We start from the raw sequence: 18,514 nt of genomic DNA on the forward strand, positions 1-18,514 counted from the left end.
TCTCCTATTCCTTTCATCCGCATACATGAGTAAGCGGTATCATTTCTCCTTTGAAAAAGGAGAGAACCAAGAGGTCCTCTCCGGCTGTTTGTTCCTTTTTGATTCGAGTTGCTTTGAACTTCAAAAATCAAATCTCATTAATCTTCTTTACGTTTTGTCGCAAGAACCGCAGCAGATAAAGCGATGCTCACACTTGCTAAGAAGAGGGCAGCTTCTGAACCATGTTCTCCTGTAGCAGGAAGCTTCTCTTCTTTATCTTCCAGAGTTTTGGCATCAGCTACTGGGCTTGGAGTGAGCGGGTACTCAGGTTTTTCAACTGTTGGAGCTGCTTGATCTCCAGCAGTAGCCAATACACCTGTGTAGGCTGGTTTCTCGTTTACCAAGGCTTGGACCGCATTGACGCCACCCTTAAACTCAGGGACTTCATTTGCAGCTGCTAGAACCGCATTGGCTCCGCCCTTGTATTCTGGTAATTCGTGAACCAAGGCTTCAACCGCATTAACGCCGCCCTTGAACTCAGGAACCTCATGTACAGCTGTTTCTGTTGCATTGACGCCGCCTTTGAACTCAGGTACATCAAGAACTGGTGGTTGTTCTTCTCCCTTGCTACTTGTTGGAGCATTTGGTTTGGTAGCAGAATCTTTTAATTGGTTGAGATAGTCTGCGAAGTAGGCCACCATTCTTTCCGTCAAGAGATGGTTATCCGTCGCATATTTCATGCTTGCCTGAACGCTAGCTACTTCCTCTTGATTGTCTTTGTCTGTTAATTTCTGCGCCTTAGCCAAAGCTGCTTCATAACCAGACATGTCAAGAGGTGTTTCTGCTACCTGTGGACGGGTAAAGATGAGTTCCGCTGCAGATTGGTATTTATCGCCACCATCTCCGTAAGTCTTGGTACCAGTAAGGACAATTTTCTTAGCCTTGATTGTCTTGCCGAAATCAATGTCTTTTGGCTTGTTGTTATTTGGCCAATCTGTTACGGTAAAGGTATGTTCCTTGCCAGACTCATCTGTGACAACCAGTTTCACATCTCGCAAGTTTCCATTTGAATCAGATGCACGTGGAACATAGCGAAGTCCTGTGATTTCAGTAGGTTCTTTCAAGACCATTGTTGCTGGTTTACCAACATCTCCACCACTCCAAGATGTATGCCATAGACTAGACACATTGCCATCAAAGGCATTCTCTAGACCTTCACCTGGTTGAGATGGCGCATCCAAACTTTCAAAGTCTTCTGCTACTAAGGCTGTTTTCTTCTGAACCAAAGCATTCTTCAAGGCTTCAATCTTGGCAATCTCTGCACGCGCCTCTTCCACACTAATGTCATCATCTGCCTGACTGAGGTTAAAGACAGCCTCCTTCAAAGCATCCATAGACTCTTTCGTATAGTTGGTCATGGCAACCGTTGGCAAGTAGTTCTTCAGAGCATTTTCTGTCAACATCTTACCTGTTAGGGTAATTTCCTCGATGTGAAGATTGTCCATCATGAAGTCGTTGTAACCACGGAAGTTGGCATTTCCACCAGAATCACCACGAGTATTGCTTGCGTTTCCAGTTGAGTAGATACCTACCCAAGTATCGCCTGTTTCTGCACCTGTCACGAGGAAGGTTACCTTCTTAGCTTTCTTAGAATCTGTCCAAGTATTTGGCAATTCATGCATTTCCAAGTTGCTTGCTTGAGTACCACGACGACCTGACTGGAATTCTCCCTTACCAACTACAAAGGCATAGGTATTGTCTGATCCTGCTTCGTATTCAAAGGTTACGCGATAAGTCTTACCAGCTTCAAAGCGGAAGTTTTGCGGAATAGTTTGGTAAACCAAGTTACGACGGCTCACTAGCCCATTTGTCTTGAGTGACCAATTCCCTTCGATAACATCATCGACTTTCTTACCGTTCCAACCACGCTGTGTATATGGATCGTGTTTTTCAGACAAGTGAGTGCGGTTATCTTCAACACCTTCGACACCACCTACTACAAATGGGAAGATTCCTTGAGCTACATTTTCAAAGTCTTGTTTGAAGGTTCCTTGACCTGTATCATGCTTGTCTCCGTACATGCTTGAATTATTTTCAAAGGTACGAATTTCATCAAAGTAAGTTGCTTCATCACCAGCTTCACGACTCAATGTCAGAGTGACATTTGATACGTCAGATCCAGTTGTAAAGAAGGCGTACATATTTTGGAAGTAACTTGTATCGTTAACTGTAGCATTTTCACGACGATTGTTATGAGCATAAGCTTTGATATAGTTGAGAGCGAGTGACTTATTGGTATAAGTAGTCACTTCTTTTTCGCCAGTATTCACTGTGATACTTGCCTTAGCATTACTACGGTTATCGACACCAACATAAACCGCATACTTGGTATTTGGTTTCAAGCCAGTCAGTTTCTGAGTAAGGCTGACCTTGCTCTTATTGCCTTGGATACGAAGCATTTCATTTGCACCCTGTGATTTGACAATTTCTGCCTTGGAAGCATCACCTGAAATGGTCCAGTGTTTCAAGGTTCCACTGTTAAATCCTTGGTCATAGATGTGCATGCCTTCGCTCCATGACATTTCAGGATTGGTTTGTTTCGAACGGTAGAGAACGTATGGTTGATTTGCTAGAAGGTCTAGGGTAATCTTACCATTTGTTACAGTTAGTTCTTGCTCTTCTGTTTTACCTTGGTCAGTTAGCTTGTAAAGGTAAACCTTGCTATTTGCCCAATCGCTCGGAAGTGTCCAAGTTGTTGCACCGGCCTGCGTATTGAAGTAGTACATTTTTTCCTTATCAGTAGGAAGTTTCTTACCATTCGCATCCCAGTTCCAAGGAGTCAAGTAAGCTGAACCATCTTGGATGACACGTCCATTGAGAGTTACTGTACGTTCGCGGTATTGCGGGTTATTGACATCGTTTGACTTACGAGTCACAACCACTTTGTTACCTGCAGCATCGACTAGCTCAACCTTCATTTCTGGAGTCCATTTATAGGTGCTACCATTATCAGACATGGTAACTGGTGTACCATTTTCCCATTTACTTACAGTGAAGTGTTGGAAGTACTTAGTCATGACGTCATGAGCAAATAAGTTGGTTACATAGCCATTGTAGTCGCTTCTTCCTTGCCAACCTTCAAAGTCTTTCATGCTGTAGCCACCTAGAAGTGGGTAGTTGGCTGCACCACCGTAACTTCTATAGTCCCCAACCCAAGAATCTTTTTGGTGGTTACGGATAAAGCGCGTGATGGCGCTGTTGATACCTTTATTAGTGTAGCCACCATAGGTCAAGTCAGCTGCCCAGTGTTGGAAGGTAGAGTCGTATTCACCACCATGACCCCACTCAATCGCAAAACGCCAGCCTTGTTTGTTGATTTCTTTAGCAAGAACGTGGGTAGCCCAGGCACCGTTATCACCTGATTGACCATTGCCCCATACGTCCACATAGATAAAGTCGAGACCATCACCAAGTTTTTTCTTCAAGTCTTCCCAGCGAGCCAAGCGTCCATGTGCTAGGTCATAAGCAGCATCAATGTTGATACCTTGGTCTAGCCAGTTCCAGCCGTAGCTGTAGCTGCCATCTGGATTCTTACGAAGAATATTTTCATTAAAGTATTTAGACTCAGGATAAGTCTCAGAAGCGTTAACGTGGATGCCAAGATGAGCTCCATATTTCTTCGCTTTTTCGATCAAGGTCTTGAAGTCTTCGACACCACCAATACGTTTACCAATATCAGCATAGTTCAAGTGTCCAGAGTCATGACCTTCACTACCATAACCTTTAAGGAGAACACCTTGCCCAAGACCATCTGTGTGGAGATTGATTTTCTTGATACCATCCAAGGTCATAAGGAATGGGTTTTGTGCTTGAGAACCAAAGTTCATCGCGATACGGTAAGCAGTGATATCCTTGACTTTTTCCCAACCTTGAGGGTTGTTCATGATGCTACGATAAGCAATGGCACCATCTTGCCAATCGACTTTGTTGTCTGCATTGGCATCTTCGGTGATAACAACCTTGGCACTTGGAAGTTCCTTGGTGTATTCTGGGAAGACAATGCCCTTATAAGCCTTTTCCCATTGCCATTCAGAGCTGTGAATTCCGACATAGTTGGCATTTCCAACTGTTTCTTTATAGGCTGTCAAACGAGTCCAGTCATTCGAACCACCACCGTAGCTGTTTTGAGAGTTACTCCAAACACCTGCAGCAAGCTTATCTGTAGAAACAAATCCATACATGTAACCCTTAGCCAAATCCTTCATTGGATTGGTTACATCGATATGATCATCTCCGCTGACATGGGTATTGTTTGACATGGTTGCCCCATCAAACTTAGCACCAGCTTGATCACTAGAAACAGAGACTAAAGCATTGCCAAGGAAACTAATCGTAGAAAGCAATTTTCTTTCGTCATCAATCTTTTGACCTGGAGTGACTTGATTGTGGTTGACAATCTTGGTCACATCAAAGTGCAATTGATTGTCCACGACTTGCAAGCGTACTGTCATTTCCGCATTGATTAAGTGAGCATCATCGCGAAGCTTCATCACGTACTCTGCTGTTGTCTCATTGATTTTCTTATAAGTGACTTCAGGAGTGATTCGGTGGTTATTGATAAAGACTTGGTTGAACTGTTGCACCTGTCCTGGCAAAGTATGTCCATTCAAGGTGTATTCCTTGACACGAGGGAAGGCTTGGTCAATTACCGCTTTGAGAACCTTAGACTGGATCGTATCATAAGTCACCTTGCTATCGTCAACGGCAGGACCTGTTTCTTTCTGGGCAGGAGTATCATCCGCTTTTACACCTTCTTGATTGTCTGTTTTAACGCTGACAACTGTACGCTCATTGCCATAGGAACCAGCTTTTAGGACGATTTTCTTCTCATTTTTGAGAGTTTCATTAACAGCTGCTGGCAAAGTGACCGTATCAAAGAGTTTCTCATCATTATTCGTTGCATTGAGTTGTCCATCTGACTTGAGAGTGATAGAAAGACGGTTTACAGAACCTGGTTCTGGTGCTGCAACACGACCGCCCTGATACCATGTGCTGTTACCTGGAGTTTTGTATTCCCAGAACCAGCCACCTTGGTCATATCCAACAAAAACATTGTTCTTGGTATCTTTAAATTTCAAGAAGACACCAAAGCGTGATTTGCCCTTTTCAGAATCATCTTTGAAGTTTAAATCAACTGTCGCATTTCCATTAGCATCGACAGTCAATCCTTGTTTTTCAAACAAGGCTGGTTTGCCATCATTGTCATTTTGGGCCGTTGAAGACAATTGATTGTAGCGAACACCCTTTTCTTCACGAATAGTGACTGTTCCTTGTTGCTCTTTATTCGCTACTGTTTGCCATTCAGGAGTCACTGTCTTAGGTGTTTCAGGTTTAGCAGCTGCAGGTTTATCCTCTTTTGGTTTTTCTTCAGCCGGTTTTTCTTTCTCTTCCAAGTCTGCTGGTTTCACACTTGAAATTCCCTGTATGTGGTCTTGGATCCATTTTAGTTGAGCTGGTGAGAAGAGAATTCCTCCGCTCCGTTTTCCAACTACACCATTTTGGTGTACACCGACCAGTTTTCCTTCTGTATCAAAGATACCACCGCCACTAGCACCCGGTTTTCCTCCTTGGTAACCAATCCCTTGGACACCTTCTCCGTATGGTTCCGCAAAATCAACTGTAGTATTGACAATCGGATTCAATTTCCCTTCTGGATAACCAAAGACATGGAGCTTATCTCCGATTTTCTTAACTACTGGCTTTTTAGTTACTTCAACAGGCGTATTTTCTAGAACTGTACGCAATCTCACTAGGGCCAAATCATTTTTGAAGCCCTTTAGGTAGCCTTCACGATCCCAATGAATGATATCTTTCTTGCTAAACTTGACATCTGGCAATCCTGGATAAGAGATACTATAGATATCTCCATCCCCTTGGTCATTATCCACAACCTTACGGATATTGCCGTCTTGGCTGTCCTTGATAAAGTTATGAGAAACCGTCAAAACAAGGTCTTTAGCAACGACAATACCGCTACCTTCTCCTGATGGCGTCTTGATCTTAACAGTCGCGCCGTAGTTTAATTCCCCATTGGCAGTCTTAGCCACATCTTCTGGAACAAGCTTCCCAGTATCTTGGGCCAATTGATCCTTGTCAACTTCGCGCCCATTATCTTCAGCTTTCTCCAACTTATCTTCTAATTCTTTTGGCAGATTGCTTGGCTTTTCAGACTTTTCTTTTTCTTGAGCTAACAATTCCTCTTCAGTCTTAGGTCCATCAGTTATTTCATCAGAACCAGGATTCTGAGCGGCAGCTTCCTTGTCAAAATCGTGCCCCTCATCACTAGCCTTCTTATCCAAATCAGCCAATTCACTCGGCAAATTATCTGTTGAACCAACCCTTGCTTGATCAGCCAATACTGGGCTAGCTGCGAAGAAAGTCGCTCCAATCATCACCGAAGCTACTCCAAGCGTAAACTTACGAATACTGAACTTACAGCGTTTTTCAAAAAATCGTTTATCCATGAACTCCTAAATCCTTTCATTTTCCAGTAAGCGTTTACATTTCTTTTTTAAAAAATACTCCTTTCTCTGAAAGTGCTAAGCTTAACTGTTATAAATAAAAAATAATTGTACTTTTAATATAACAAATAAAAAGACAGAAAGCAATAGGAAATAGGTAAAATTCACTAAAATTTTCTCTTTTCTGAAAAATCCTACCTCTAATCATTCAGGACCTTATACCACAGATAAAAAAGGACTTAACCATCATGTCGATGGCTAAATCCTTTACTTTTTTAAAGTTATTTCACATGGTTTGCGAGATCTTCTTGAGCCTTTTTATTTGACTCTTCTTTTTCTTTCAACCATTTTTCTTGAGCCTTTTGGTATTCTTCTGTTGTCACTGCCTTATCTTGTACTTCTAGATATTTGTACAAAAGGGCTTCGCTCATACCCTTGTTACCAGAGTATGCAAATGGAAGTGTAAATGGTACCATCTTAGACAACATTGGACGACCAGTTTGAGAAGTTGTTGGGATGAGCAAGGCACTGTCTGTCAACCAAGCTTGGGCAGCAGCATATTTTTCATAACGTTTTGAAACGTCAGTAGTTTCTTCCCCAGCTTCCACAACCATTTTTTCGTAATCTTCTAAACCAACTTGCTTAGCCGCAGCGTTGTTTGTTCCTGAGTCAAATCCTAGGTAAGTCTTTGTATTTTCCCCTACAGATGGTTTGATAATATCAAGATAAGTAGATGGATCGATATAGTCTGGAGACCAACCCACGTTATCTGAAATATCCCAGTCTTCTCCAGCCGCAGTTTCAGCGAAGTAGGTAATGTTTTGAACATCATCTTTTTGGAGCTGTTGGATGTCGATAACCACATTATCTGATCCTAGATTTTCTTCAACTGACTGTTTAAAAGATTGAACACGTTGAACTTTTGTTGTATTGGTTTGGTCTACAGGCATATCCAAATGGATTGGGAATTTCACACCTTCCGCTTGAAGGGCCGCCTTAGCTTTAGCGAATTCTGCTTTGGCTTTGTCAGGACTGTAGAGTCCATCTTGGGCATCATCCAAGTTTACGTTACTCCACTCATCTCCATAGGTCACCAATTTTTCTTTAACTAATTCCCCAAAGTTTTTCCCATCTGTCTGTACAAATGTAGGAGGAACAAATAAGTTACGAAGCAGTTTAGTAGCCCCGCTTGCACCATTTACTTGAGAAGCGTAGGCTGTTCTGTCAAAACCAAATGCAATAGCTTGACGGAAGTCCTTATTCAAAAGTGCCTTCTTGGTTGATGCTTTTTCCTCATCTGTTGTCTTAGAAGTGTACTTATAAGACTGGCGATCGATATTTGTACCTACTAAATAAGTAGTAGAATCTTGTTGGGTATAAACGATATTGTCTTTGAATGCTTTTTCAGTCTCTGAGTAACTAGCACTTGTTGGGAAGAGGCGAGCCATTGTAAAGCTACCGTCTTTGAAAGCTTCAGTTGGCTTATTGGTATCTTGACCATCCCAGAAGGATAATTTCACTTTATCAAGATGAACATTGTCTTTGTCCCAATAGTTTGGATTCTTTTCGAACTCGACTGATGATTTGGCTACGATTGATTTGAGTAAGAATGGTCCATTATAGAGAATGCTGCTTGGGTCCGTACCCTTAGCAAAGTCATCCCCTTTAGAGTTCAAAAATTCTTCATTAACAGGAGCCAGAACACCCATTGTTGTCTTAGAATTCCAGAAACTTTCTGGCTTGTTCAATGTGTATTGAACGGTATAATCATCAAGAGCTTTGATTCCTACTTGAGAAAAATCTGTAATTTCTCCTTTGACGTAAGCATCCAATCCCTTGATAGATTCCTGAACCAGGTAAAGACCATCTGATTTCTTATCAGCAGCATACTTAAGACCAGTTACAAAGTCTTGAGCTTTAACTTCTGCATACTCCTCACCTTCAGATGTATACCATTTTGCATCCTTTCGGAGTGTATACGTGTAAGTCAATCCATCCTTAGATACAGACCAATCCTCAGCCATAGATGGTACAAAGTTACCGTAGCGGTCATTTTCAAGCAAGCCATCGATAACGTTGCTCGTAATATTCGCTGTAGCTGCCTTACCAGTTGTCAAATAGTTTAGGTTATCAGGATCCGTTTCGTAAATGTATGAGAATGTTTTCTCACCTTTAGCATTTGAACTTGATCCAGAGCAGGCTGCAAGAGTCGCAGCTGCCAATAACGTCACACCCGCAAGGGCAAGTAGTTTTGAACTTTTCATTGTTTTCTCCTTTAAAACTTTCACCCCATTATAGTCCCTTTTCAGAAACATGTCAATAAAATTTTCAGAATTTTTGAATTAATTTGGTAAATTCTGAAAAAAGGTTAATAAAAAATTCTATAATATCTTCGTGGTTAATAATTGAATCCACTGAAGATATTATAGAACTTCTTCTTCCTTTAAATTACATCATAAGTTCAAAATTACTATTCAGTTTTTTTCTTTAAATACTTCATAGGGTAGAAAACAAAATCAACGTAAGAAACTTTCTTGATAAGGTAAAGAATAAATAGTGAACCATACCAGCCTAATAATAATCCTAGTATTAAATGAACATAAATGTTACTAATATTTAATTTTAATAAAGTAATGCGGGTTACAGAAACAATTGGTGCATGTAATAAGTATATAACTAAACTATTCCTCCCTATCTTAGAAAAATACATCCCGAATCTTTTGAAGTTATTTAAAATCGGATAGCAAGTAAAAGCTAAAACGACCGACACGGAAAAGATTAACCCCCATAGACCAGGAGTGTCGTAAGAAATATAAAAACTAGGAGATGATTGTTGCCAAAATATCAAAAACATTATAATAACTCCTATACTTAAAGAAGTTATCCATTTCCACTGCTCCTGCAAGAACATCGTCAATCCAGATTTTTTCAGCCAATAACCAAAGATAAAGAAGAAGGACCAGAGAAGTACTTTTTGGATAATATAAATATTAACTGGAAAAAGTAAAGATAAAATATAGGCAAATAAACTAATTAGAAATAATTGATTATAAGATTTAACCCTAATAGAAATCAAACCAACAACTAAATAAATCCACCAAAGAACATAAAGGTACCAAGAAACGCCTAAAGGTGTTTTATAAATCTGTAGCAGATCAGCAAGAGATGCTGCATTTCGAACACTTTCTCCACCTATTGTTTGCAAAATAAATTGAAGAACTGAGTAAAAGAGATATGGCACACCTAGAATTATTGTTTTTTGCTTAAAATAGTTCCAAAACTTTTTTAAATCTACCACTGGTTTGAAGAAAAAACCTGACAATGCGTAAAAAACAGGAATATGGAATAAGTAAAAAACTTGTGTTAGAAATAGAAGCACAGTATTACTATTTTCGAATTTCCTAGATTCAAAAAGACCTAAAACAACATGTCCTAAAATGACCATTAGAATGGTGAAACCTTTACCAAAATCTATCCATTCAATACGTTTGCTTTTCATTTTCACCTCTTAAATTTCCTTGTAATCAGAGTAAAGATAGACAGTAGTTTTTAAAACGAACTATGAAATGAATTACAGATGCTATCCATGTATAGTGACTACAAAACAATATAATAAGTATTTTCCTATTCAAAGATATCTTTTCTACGAGTAGGCTTTTTTTGTTTTTCTTCAAACGAATAAGCATCTCTTTAATTTGATTAGCATACTTTCTCTTTAAACTATAAAAATTTTTGTCTATTGCGAGCATCATCAGCAAAGATAAATCAATTCGTTTAATATTTATATCAATCCACTTATCATATATTGGATTGGTATTAATTTTTTCAACAATTGCCCAAGCTTTATAGACATCAAATTTTTTATCTGTAAAAGTTGCCGTTACACTTTTGGGATTGTTATAATAGTTGTACGTTATTTTATCAGATATCGCAATTATTTTTGAATATAATATGTATTCAAAAACAAATGGAACATCCTCTGCTATTCGTAATTCAGCTACAAAGCGAATCGATTTTAATATACTAGCTTTATATAACTTATTCCAAGGATAATATTCTATAGATTGAGACTCAATTTTTAAAAATTTTTTAACATATTCGTCTTGTTCAAGTAGCTGTTCCTTCACATTTTTTGATGTTGATACCTTTGAGGATAATTTACTTGTCCGATGATAAGAAGCTACAACTAGATCAGCAGAGGTTCGTTCCTGCAAATTAATCATATACTGAAGCGCATCTTCTTCTAGCCAATCATCTGCATCTAAAAAAGTGATGAACTCTCCTAAAGCTAAATCTAAAGCATCATTCCTTGCTGAGCTAACTCCTTTATTTTCTTTGTAGTGAATTTTAATACGATTATCTTTATTTGCGTAAGAACTTATTATCTGTCTACTAGAATCATCACTACCGTCATCAATAACTAAAACCTCAAAATTAGGGTAGGTTTGAGCTAATAAAGAATCTAAACATCTTGTCAAAGTTTTCTCGCTATTAAAAACAGGGAGAATTACACTAATTTTTCTTTTCATATTATTTTAAAGCATCCAATGCCGTATTAAAGTAATAACCTTGGCGAATCTTTTTACCTATCATTCTCACATTCTGCTGCATTTCTTGATAATCTTTCTCTGAAACTCCCTTTAGGCATTCCGAAAGATGATGGAGATCATCAATTACGATACCAATATTATTTCGTTTAACAAAATCAGCCATAGCTGCTTGTGACCAAATAATAACAGGAAGATTCGCTGCCAAATACAATGATGTTTTATGTGGATTATTATATTTAAGATAGGCACCTGTATTGCCAGTACATTTCTCTACTGAAGTTCCATCCCAAACTAATCCGAAGTTTCCCTCTAAATGTTGAATCAATTCATCTGGTGAAAACGCTCCCTTATAAATATCATCAGGAATATCCCCTTCATAATTGACACCATACAAACACATATCTACATTCAGTTCCTTTAACTTATATACATAACCACTTTTTTCTCTCGTAAGATTTCCTGCAACAATCACCTTCTTTCCATTATTACGGATTATTTCAGGAACTGGTTCATTATATAAATAATCAAAAATTTCAAGATTTACAATTTTTTCTGAAGATATTCCAATTGAATGGAGATATTCTGACATAAATTTATTATGACTAATAACATAATCAAATCGAGGTAATAATTTTAAATCCGCTATGATTGCAGTAGATTTTCTTTGTTGCCCAATACCATCACGCAGTGTCTCCAAATCGTGAATTAACGCAATGAACTCTACTTTCTTTCTTTTTTTTATCCAGGGAATAAATCTATTCGCATATCGTACTCCAGGAGCAGGATGTTGCCAGATAACACGGTCTCCATTCTTTACAGTCTTAGCAATATGAATCCAGACTTTAATACTCTCAATTAAAAGAACGAATTGACGATAAAATAAATTTTTATCAAAAGGCATTGGTGGAATTACAAACGATTTCATTCCCCTTCGACGACAAATTTCAGCAATATCGTCGGGCGCCTTTGCTCCTGCATGTGCTTCTCCTTTATTACGAACCTCAATAATATAGTCCATTTTTTCTCCCTTCACCTAGAAACTTTTTCCATACTTTTGGTTGAAGAATTTAGCAAATAAGAACGATTTTAACTTCCTAATAAAATCAACTTTATCCATATAGATGAATGGCATTTCTTTCACAGTCAGCTCATTTTCTACTATCCAAACATTAAACAATAATTCACTTATACGACCAAACAAACGCGCTTCAAATGGTGTATATTCTGAAACATCTATTCTTTCATATAACTCTTTAATGATAGGAAATAACCAACTACAATATCTATCTGTCAATTCTTTGCTCATAATAAACATATTAAACATATAGCCACTATTTTGCTTCATAACCTTATCATAGCTAGTTAAGTAATCAGGAGTCAATTCACTTATAACCTTACGAGTTTCATCCAAATGACTTGAATCATGGGTGTTTGAATAATGAGAATATAGAGTTTCTATATAGTAACGTCTTTTTTTAGGAACAATCACATCTGCTTGCTCCAATTGTTTCTCAACATCTTCTTGATTTAAAATCACCTGATTTATATCGATATTTTCTTTATAGAATATTGTTTTTCTAGCAAAATACCTTCTATAATGTACCAAACCTAGATAGTCAACATCAAGATTCTTCCATGCCCAATATAGTCCTGTTAATTCACAATAATATGGATTTAAGTTTGAAATATTTTCTCCAGTATTATCTCCTTGATAACCCAAATCATTTTTCCCTTCTCTACCAACATGGATTGGTAAATAAAGTTGTCGATCCTTAGGCATTTGAAATTGTTTATGTGTTGCAATAATTAGTTTGATATTTTTCACTAACTTTTCTATCCCCTAATCTACATTTTTCTCTGAAATTAGTGCCCTTAGTTGACTACTACTTGTTCCATCTGTATAAGGGAAATAGATTATCTCAACTCCCTTTTCCCCTAACTCTCTCTCATAATTTTTAAAACGTTCTGTTCCCTTATAATCACTACCAACAAATAGTTTATCATAATGATAAATATTCCAAGCATCACTGTCTTCTGGAAATGATTCAACTGCTTTATCTACATAAGAAATAGAAGCGATAATATCTAAACGTTCTTGAAAAGATATAAATGTCTTCTTTCCTTTATGTGAAGCATTAGGATGTACTCCGACAATTAAATAATCGCATTGCTCCTTGGCACGTCTTAACAAATTCAAATGTCCAACATGAAATAAATCAAATGTTCCAGACAAGTAGCCTACCTTATCTTTGTGGTAAATGGCATCATCATGGTTACTATTTTCTTTACACTGGTTGTGCATCAAATCAAATTTACGAAATTCTAATAGATGACTTTCCAATAATTCCCTTACAGATTTATCACAATATGAAATATATAATTCTGCTTGTTTATATAATTCTTCAATGATTGATACTGATAATCTTTCAGTTTCCTCATCAATATGAAGAAATTCAATCGAATCTAAAATGACACTTAAGATTCGATTATTAATTTTACTGCGCCCAAGTTCCATATTGATATCCTTAATCATTTTAATCAATGCAACTTGAGAACCAGAATATATGGAAGAGGATGCAGAAGAAAACATTCCTAAATCTGGAATCACTACACCTGTATAAAAATTTTGTTTTGATAGAATTTTATCATAAAGATAGTGTATGATCTTCATAACAGAAGTTACATTAACAGTGATAATTCTCTGTATTTCAGTAATACTCACAGAATCAAATGGCGTAGTCTCACTAAATTCCGTAATAACTAATAAAATTTCAAACAGTGGATCTTCTTTTATAATTTCAATTTTAGTAATATCGACAGCTTGTAAATCAATCGAATTATACTGAATTCTATCTTCTTTTAAAATAACACCTTTTGGAGGCGCAACTAAATCAAAGACATGCACAAAATAACCTTTTTTAATCAACTGATTAACTAAAGCCACACCTGTTTTTGTACTTCCTCCGAAAACTGCAGCTTTTTTCATAATTGCCTCCAAATTCAGTGTTTAGTTTGATCCATAGCAACACTAAAATAATGTCCTGCTTTTACTTTTTTTGAAATTTTTTCAATATTATCTAACATTTTTGTATATTGATCATCGGTTACTTTAGCCAATGTTACTTCCAGATGATTTAAATCATCAATAACAATACCTACACCATTCTCCTCTACAAAATCAGCAAGCGCCGCCTGTGACCAAATAATAACAGGTAACTGTGCCGCCAAATAAAGTGAAGTTTTATGAGGATTATTATACTTCAGATATTGTCCTGTATTCCCTGCACATTCTTCTAATGAATTACCATCCCAGACTAACCCAAAAGCACCTTCTAGATGCTCAATTAACTGATCTGGACGAAATGTTCCTTTATATGCAGAGTCATTTTCATCACCCTCAAAAAACATCCCATACAATCTTAAATCTACATTTAAATTTTTCAAATCATAGATATAGGCACTTTTTTCACGTGATAAATTGCCAGCAATAATAACTGATTTATCGTTTATACGAGATATCAGATTTGGAGTTCCTTCATCTAAGTAATCAAAAACTCCTAAATTAATTAACTTATTAGATTCAAAGCCTTGCTCCAACAAATAGGCTGTCATTTTTTTATTATGACTTATTACATAATCAAATTTAGAGAGTAACGAATTATCTGCAATCTTTGCTCTAGATTGATCCTTTGAATCATAAGAACCAATCCCCTCTCTCAATGATTCTAAATCGTGAATTAGAGCTACAAAGGTTACTTTTTTGCGCTTTTTAATCCATGGGATAAAATAATTTGCATATCGAATACCATAAGCTGGATGTTGCCAGACTACAACGTCTCCATTTTTTACAGTGAGAAACACACGAACCCACAATTTAGTACAAGTAATAAACAACCAAATTAAAATGTAAATTCTTGATGTTTTGTTTGGTAATACTGGGATTGTAAAAACTCCCATACCTCGTTTTCGGGCAATTGATACAATATCATCTGGTGCTTTTGCACCGGCATGCGCCTCACCAACATTCCTAGTTTCTATAATATATTCCATTTACCTACCTACTTTTATTAAATTTTTCTAAATAATCCGTATATGGTCTATCAACATCAAAAATAATTTTCCCATGCATAGAACCTCCTTTTACAGGCTTCATATAATCTCCATAGCGATCAGTAAGAATATGATCATATCCTTTTGGTACAGGCATCTGCATAAATTCAAATGGCATATAGACAATATCATCATAGTCTGCACGCGATTGAAAATGAATCGGATCAAATTGAAAACTCAAAAGAGAAATTTGGGGTGTCTGAATATTATTGTATCGCGCACATTCCCTTTCAAAAAGTCTATAGGGTTTTTCGCAATTCTTATTTTTCCATCTATAATATGTACTTCTTAACGGCGCTAATATATTTTTAGGAAATTTGTACTGCTTCTTTTTATAATTGTATATCACGTCTCGAAGATACAGACAATGTCTACGATATGATTCAGCTCTTTCTTTTTGCTCCTCAAACAACTTTTTATCATCTATAACAGAATCAAAAGGGAAAATATCAATAAAAATCCCCTGATTAAATTTCTGAAGACCTTTTTCAAACTCAAGGATTGCAGTTGTGGAACTATTTCTTAGTTGAGCATGTCCACGAAGACTACCCGGATCCGTATACTCTGTTTGCCAAAAATAATTTCCTGTAAATTCCTTTGGTGCAATTTGACAAAGTTTTTCATAATTTTCTCGACTTAACTTCACATCTATATCATCATCCCACGGAATAAACCCCTTATGCCGAACGGCTCCCAACATTGTTCCCGCATCTGCATAGTATGTAATATCATATTTTCTGCATACACGATCAAATTCAGCAAATAAATCAAGCTCTACTGCCCATACTTTTTTCATGTCGGAGGTAACTAGGTACCCTTCACGTATCTCTTCATCTAAAAAACCATCTGGAAGATCAATTTTTAGTTTTTGCATTTTTATCCCCTCTTTACCTTTCTGATAATTTCGCCTTTAATATTTGAAGAATATTATCCTTTTGTAAATAAGTTATCATAAAATAGGTCATACCTCCAATAAGCACTTGAATTAGCAGTCCTAGCAAATCATTTGGTAAATATTGTTTTATAAACAAAACAATTAAATACATAATGAAACCCGCTATAAACCTAGGATTGAAATAAGAAGCTAATTGTTTAAAATCTACATAACCATTTGAATTTTTCACATATAGAAATGTGATCAATAATTCGGCTAGTACTGAAGAGATAACCGCTCCTTTACTTCTAAATACTGGAATAAATACTAAATTGAGTAGAAGATTCAAAACTGATCCAATTATTATATATTTAGCACTCTGACTACGAAGTCCGGCAGGTGTATAATATTGTGAACCCAAACAATTACTTACACCTATAATAACTACAATCGGAGAAAATACATAGAGCAAATAAATAACTTGATCATAACCTTGCCCGAAAAATATAGGAACAAAAGTTTCTGAAACAGATAGAAGTCCAAAGAAAAATGCCATTCCTATGAAAAAAATAAAGTCCAGAGACAATGCTATTCGTGACTTAATTTCATCATACTTTTTCTCAGAAAACAGATAAGCGATACGAGCCCCTAGCACAGAGTTCAATGCAGTAAAGGTTATTGATTTCAATATATTAATTATTTTAGTCGCTTGTTCGTAATAACCATTCTCATTAGCATTTTGAGTTATCACACCAATCATTGTCTTGTCTAATACAGTATAGATAGAGGTGGCTATAGTTGGTACAAAATATATCAATGTTTGTTTTAAGTGCCCTTTTAAACTTAAAGTATCCAAAGATACTTTTACCAATATTTTAGGAAGATAAATCCATAAAGAAACGCTTGATAGCAAACTAGTAGATGCAATAATAAAAATATAAGCATTCAAATCCGATGGTGCTTTTATAAAAGTAAAAATTGCAATAGTACCAAATATTTTAAATAAGGCATTTAATCCAATTGTATACACGAATTGTTCCAAACCTGTATAAAACCATGATATATCAAATAGAACAGCAAATAAATTCAAAGTCAAAATCAAATAAATTAATTGAAACTCTTTCGAAAAGACAGCCCATAAAAGCCACAAAATAATTGCAACAGAACTTGTCAAAACCGTAAGTAATTCAATTTCCCAAAATAGGGTGGAATACTGTTTTTTATTATTTCTATTACGAGCTATCTCTCGAACACCATATACTCCTGTACCCAAGGCGGCAAATATTGTAAAATATGCTTGAATAGATGAGGTATAACTAAAAATTCCTGTCCCCTCAGCTCCTAAAACCCGTGAAACATAAGGAGCCGTAACTAATGGTAAGAATAAGGTTAGTAGCTGATGTATTGAGCTCAAAATAATATTAAATTTCAAACTATTATTTCTCATATCTTACATTTGAAGCCAACAAGCTCCCTCCCAACATGAAAAGTAATGGGTTATATGTTATGTTTACCCAAGTGTTATTTATAAATGAAAAGAACAATATTACCATACACCATATATATATTGCCTTATCATTATTTTTATAAGCCTTATAAAAAATTGATGTATATAATATTATTAATAGTGTTGTAAATAAAATGCCATATCCTAGCCAAGAATATAAAAAACCAGAATCTAAGTAGAAACTATTTTCTGTAACAATTCGATTCAAAATTTCAATCTCATAATTTCCAACCATTTGAATATCATTTCCAAATAACTGAGGTTGATATAAAGCAAATGCAAGTTTTTGAAAACCTAAACGATTACTCAGTAAATGATTTAAGTTTCTCCAAATTACCTCACCCGGATTATAATTATTTGCTATATAAATAGAGAGCAAAAGTCCAACTGAGTAGGAACATAATGAAAAAATTTTAAAAAAATATGATTTAAATTTAATCCAGTTTAATTTAATTGCTAATACAAACATTAGCAAAACAAAAATTCCGAGATAATGACTTAATCTGTTAGTTGTAGTTGAATATACAAGATAGTCGATAGCAAATAATCCTATAATTTCATAATAAGTAATATTTTTACCTCTTAAAAATAAATAATTAAGAAATAAGTACAATACTAAAAATGATAGATGAGAAAAATATGAAAAACCAAAGCTATGTGATATACGTCCTCCCGTAATATAAACAAGGTCGCTTAATATTCCCATTTTTGATGCCACAACTACTGTAAGTGTAGCAATCAAAGTCCCCCAGAATGAACTATTAACAATTTTTCTAAAATCCACAGTCATTCCACTAATTATAAAAAGTGCATAATTTATTAAATATAATCTTTTTGTAACAACTGCTGAAATAAGAAATAGTGTCAATATGAGAACAGATATCGTAAAATATTTTATATTTTTTAAATAGCTTAAATTCTTCCCAAAGAATATTATCATTAAAAATACGAATAATATCATTTGCACAACATT

At 36.0% G+C, this 18,514-nt stretch carries 11 protein-coding genes; all 11 read right to left on the reverse strand.

Going from position 1 to position 18,514, the window contains the following annotated elements; genetic code table 11:
• Window positions 1-137 precede the first annotated feature (137 nt).
• Window positions 138-6,503 (reverse strand): SpGH101 family endo-alpha-N-acetylgalactosaminidase, encoded by a 6,366-nt coding sequence (locus I6H78_RS03750; RefSeq protein WP_198460120.1) that lies wholly within the window; start codon window positions 6,501-6,503, stop codon window positions 138-140.
• Between the two features lie 278 nt (window positions 6,504-6,781).
• A complete protein-coding gene (locus I6H78_RS03755) occupies window positions 6,782-8,764 on the reverse strand; it encodes a peptide ABC transporter substrate-binding protein (RefSeq protein ID WP_198460121.1) in 1,983 nt (660 codons plus the stop codon).
• Window positions 8,765-8,970: 206 nt separating this feature from the next.
• On the reverse strand, window positions 8,971-9,999 hold the full coding sequence (locus tag I6H78_RS03760; protein WP_232619946.1) for an acyltransferase family protein: 1,029 nt from the start codon (window positions 9,997-9,999) through the stop codon (window positions 8,971-8,973).
• Between the two features lie 25 nt (window positions 10,000-10,024).
• Window positions 10,025-11,029 (reverse strand): glycosyltransferase family 2 protein, encoded by a 1,005-nt coding sequence (locus I6H78_RS03765; RefSeq protein WP_198460123.1) that lies wholly within the window; start codon window positions 11,027-11,029, stop codon window positions 10,025-10,027.
• Window position 11,030: 1 nt separating this feature from the next.
• Window positions 11,031-12,068 carry a galactofuranosyltransferase gene (locus tag I6H78_RS03770; RefSeq protein WP_232619947.1) on the reverse strand — a complete coding sequence of 346 codons (1,038 nt, stop codon included), beginning with the start codon at window positions 12,066-12,068 and terminating at the stop codon, window positions 11,031-11,033.
• 15 nt (window positions 12,069-12,083) lie between these two features.
• Window positions 12,084-12,875: a DUF4422 domain-containing protein gene (locus I6H78_RS03775; protein WP_000789629.1), complete on the reverse strand. Its 792-nt coding sequence runs from the start codon at window positions 12,873-12,875 to the stop codon at window positions 12,084-12,086.
• A gap of 15 nt (window positions 12,876-12,890) precedes the next feature.
• A complete protein-coding gene (locus tag I6H78_RS03780) occupies window positions 12,891-14,036 on the reverse strand; it encodes an FAD synthase family protein (RefSeq protein WP_198460125.1) in 1,146 nt (381 codons plus the stop codon).
• 14 nt (window positions 14,037-14,050) lie between these two features.
• On the reverse strand, window positions 14,051-15,100 hold the full coding sequence (locus I6H78_RS03785) for a galactofuranosyltransferase (RefSeq protein WP_198460126.1): 1,050 nt from the start codon (window positions 15,098-15,100) through the stop codon (window positions 14,051-14,053).
• A gap of 4 nt (window positions 15,101-15,104) precedes the next feature.
• A complete protein-coding gene (locus tag I6H78_RS03790; RefSeq protein ID WP_198460127.1) occupies window positions 15,105-16,034 on the reverse strand; it encodes a LicD family protein in 930 nt (309 codons plus the stop codon).
• A 13-nt stretch (window positions 16,035-16,047) separates the two neighbouring features.
• The gene (locus tag I6H78_RS03795) at window positions 16,048-17,466 is read right to left on the reverse strand and encodes an oligosaccharide flippase family protein (RefSeq protein WP_232619948.1); all 1,419 of its coding nucleotides are present in this window, start codon (window positions 17,464-17,466) and stop codon (window positions 16,048-16,050) included.
• 4 nt (window positions 17,467-17,470) lie between these two features.
• Window positions 17,471-18,325: a hypothetical protein gene (locus I6H78_RS03800; RefSeq protein ID WP_198460129.1), complete on the reverse strand. Its 855-nt coding sequence runs from the start codon at window positions 18,323-18,325 to the stop codon at window positions 17,471-17,473.
• Window positions 18,326-18,514 lie beyond the last annotated feature (189 nt).

Source organism: Streptococcus oralis, assembly GCF_016127915.1.
Taxonomy (GTDB): Bacteria; Bacillota; Bacilli; order Lactobacillales; family Streptococcaceae; genus Streptococcus; species Streptococcus oralis_BO.

What these genes read in the sequence shown, in the direction of transcription:
- I6H78_RS03750 (WP_198460120.1), bottom strand. Translation starts at nt 6,503, where the DNA reads ATGGATAAACGATTTTTTGAAAAACGCTGTAAGTTCAGTATTCGTAAG.
- I6H78_RS03755 (WP_198460121.1), bottom strand. Translation starts at nt 8,764, where the DNA reads ATGAAAAGTTCAAAACTACTTGCCCTTGCGGGTGTGACGTTATTGGCA.
- I6H78_RS03760 (WP_232619946.1), bottom strand. Translation starts at nt 9,999, where the DNA reads ATGAAAAGCAAACGTATTGAATGGATAGATTTTGGTAAAGGTTTCACC.
- I6H78_RS03765 (WP_198460123.1), bottom strand. Translation starts at nt 11,029, where the DNA reads ATGAAAAGAAAAATTAGTGTAATTCTCCCTGTTTTTAATAGCGAGAAA.
- I6H78_RS03770 (WP_232619947.1), bottom strand. Translation starts at nt 12,068, where the DNA reads ATGGACTATATTATTGAGGTTCGTAATAAAGGAGAAGCACATGCAGGA.
- I6H78_RS03780 (WP_198460125.1), bottom strand. Translation starts at nt 14,036, where the DNA reads ATGAAAAAAGCTGCAGTTTTCGGAGGAAGTACAAAAACAGGTGTGGCT.
- I6H78_RS03785 (WP_198460126.1), bottom strand. Translation starts at nt 15,100, where the DNA reads ATGGAATATATTATAGAAACTAGGAATGTTGGTGAGGCGCATGCCGGT.
- I6H78_RS03790 (WP_198460127.1), bottom strand. Translation starts at nt 16,034, where the DNA reads ATGCAAAAACTAAAAATTGATCTTCCAGATGGTTTTTTAGATGAAGAG.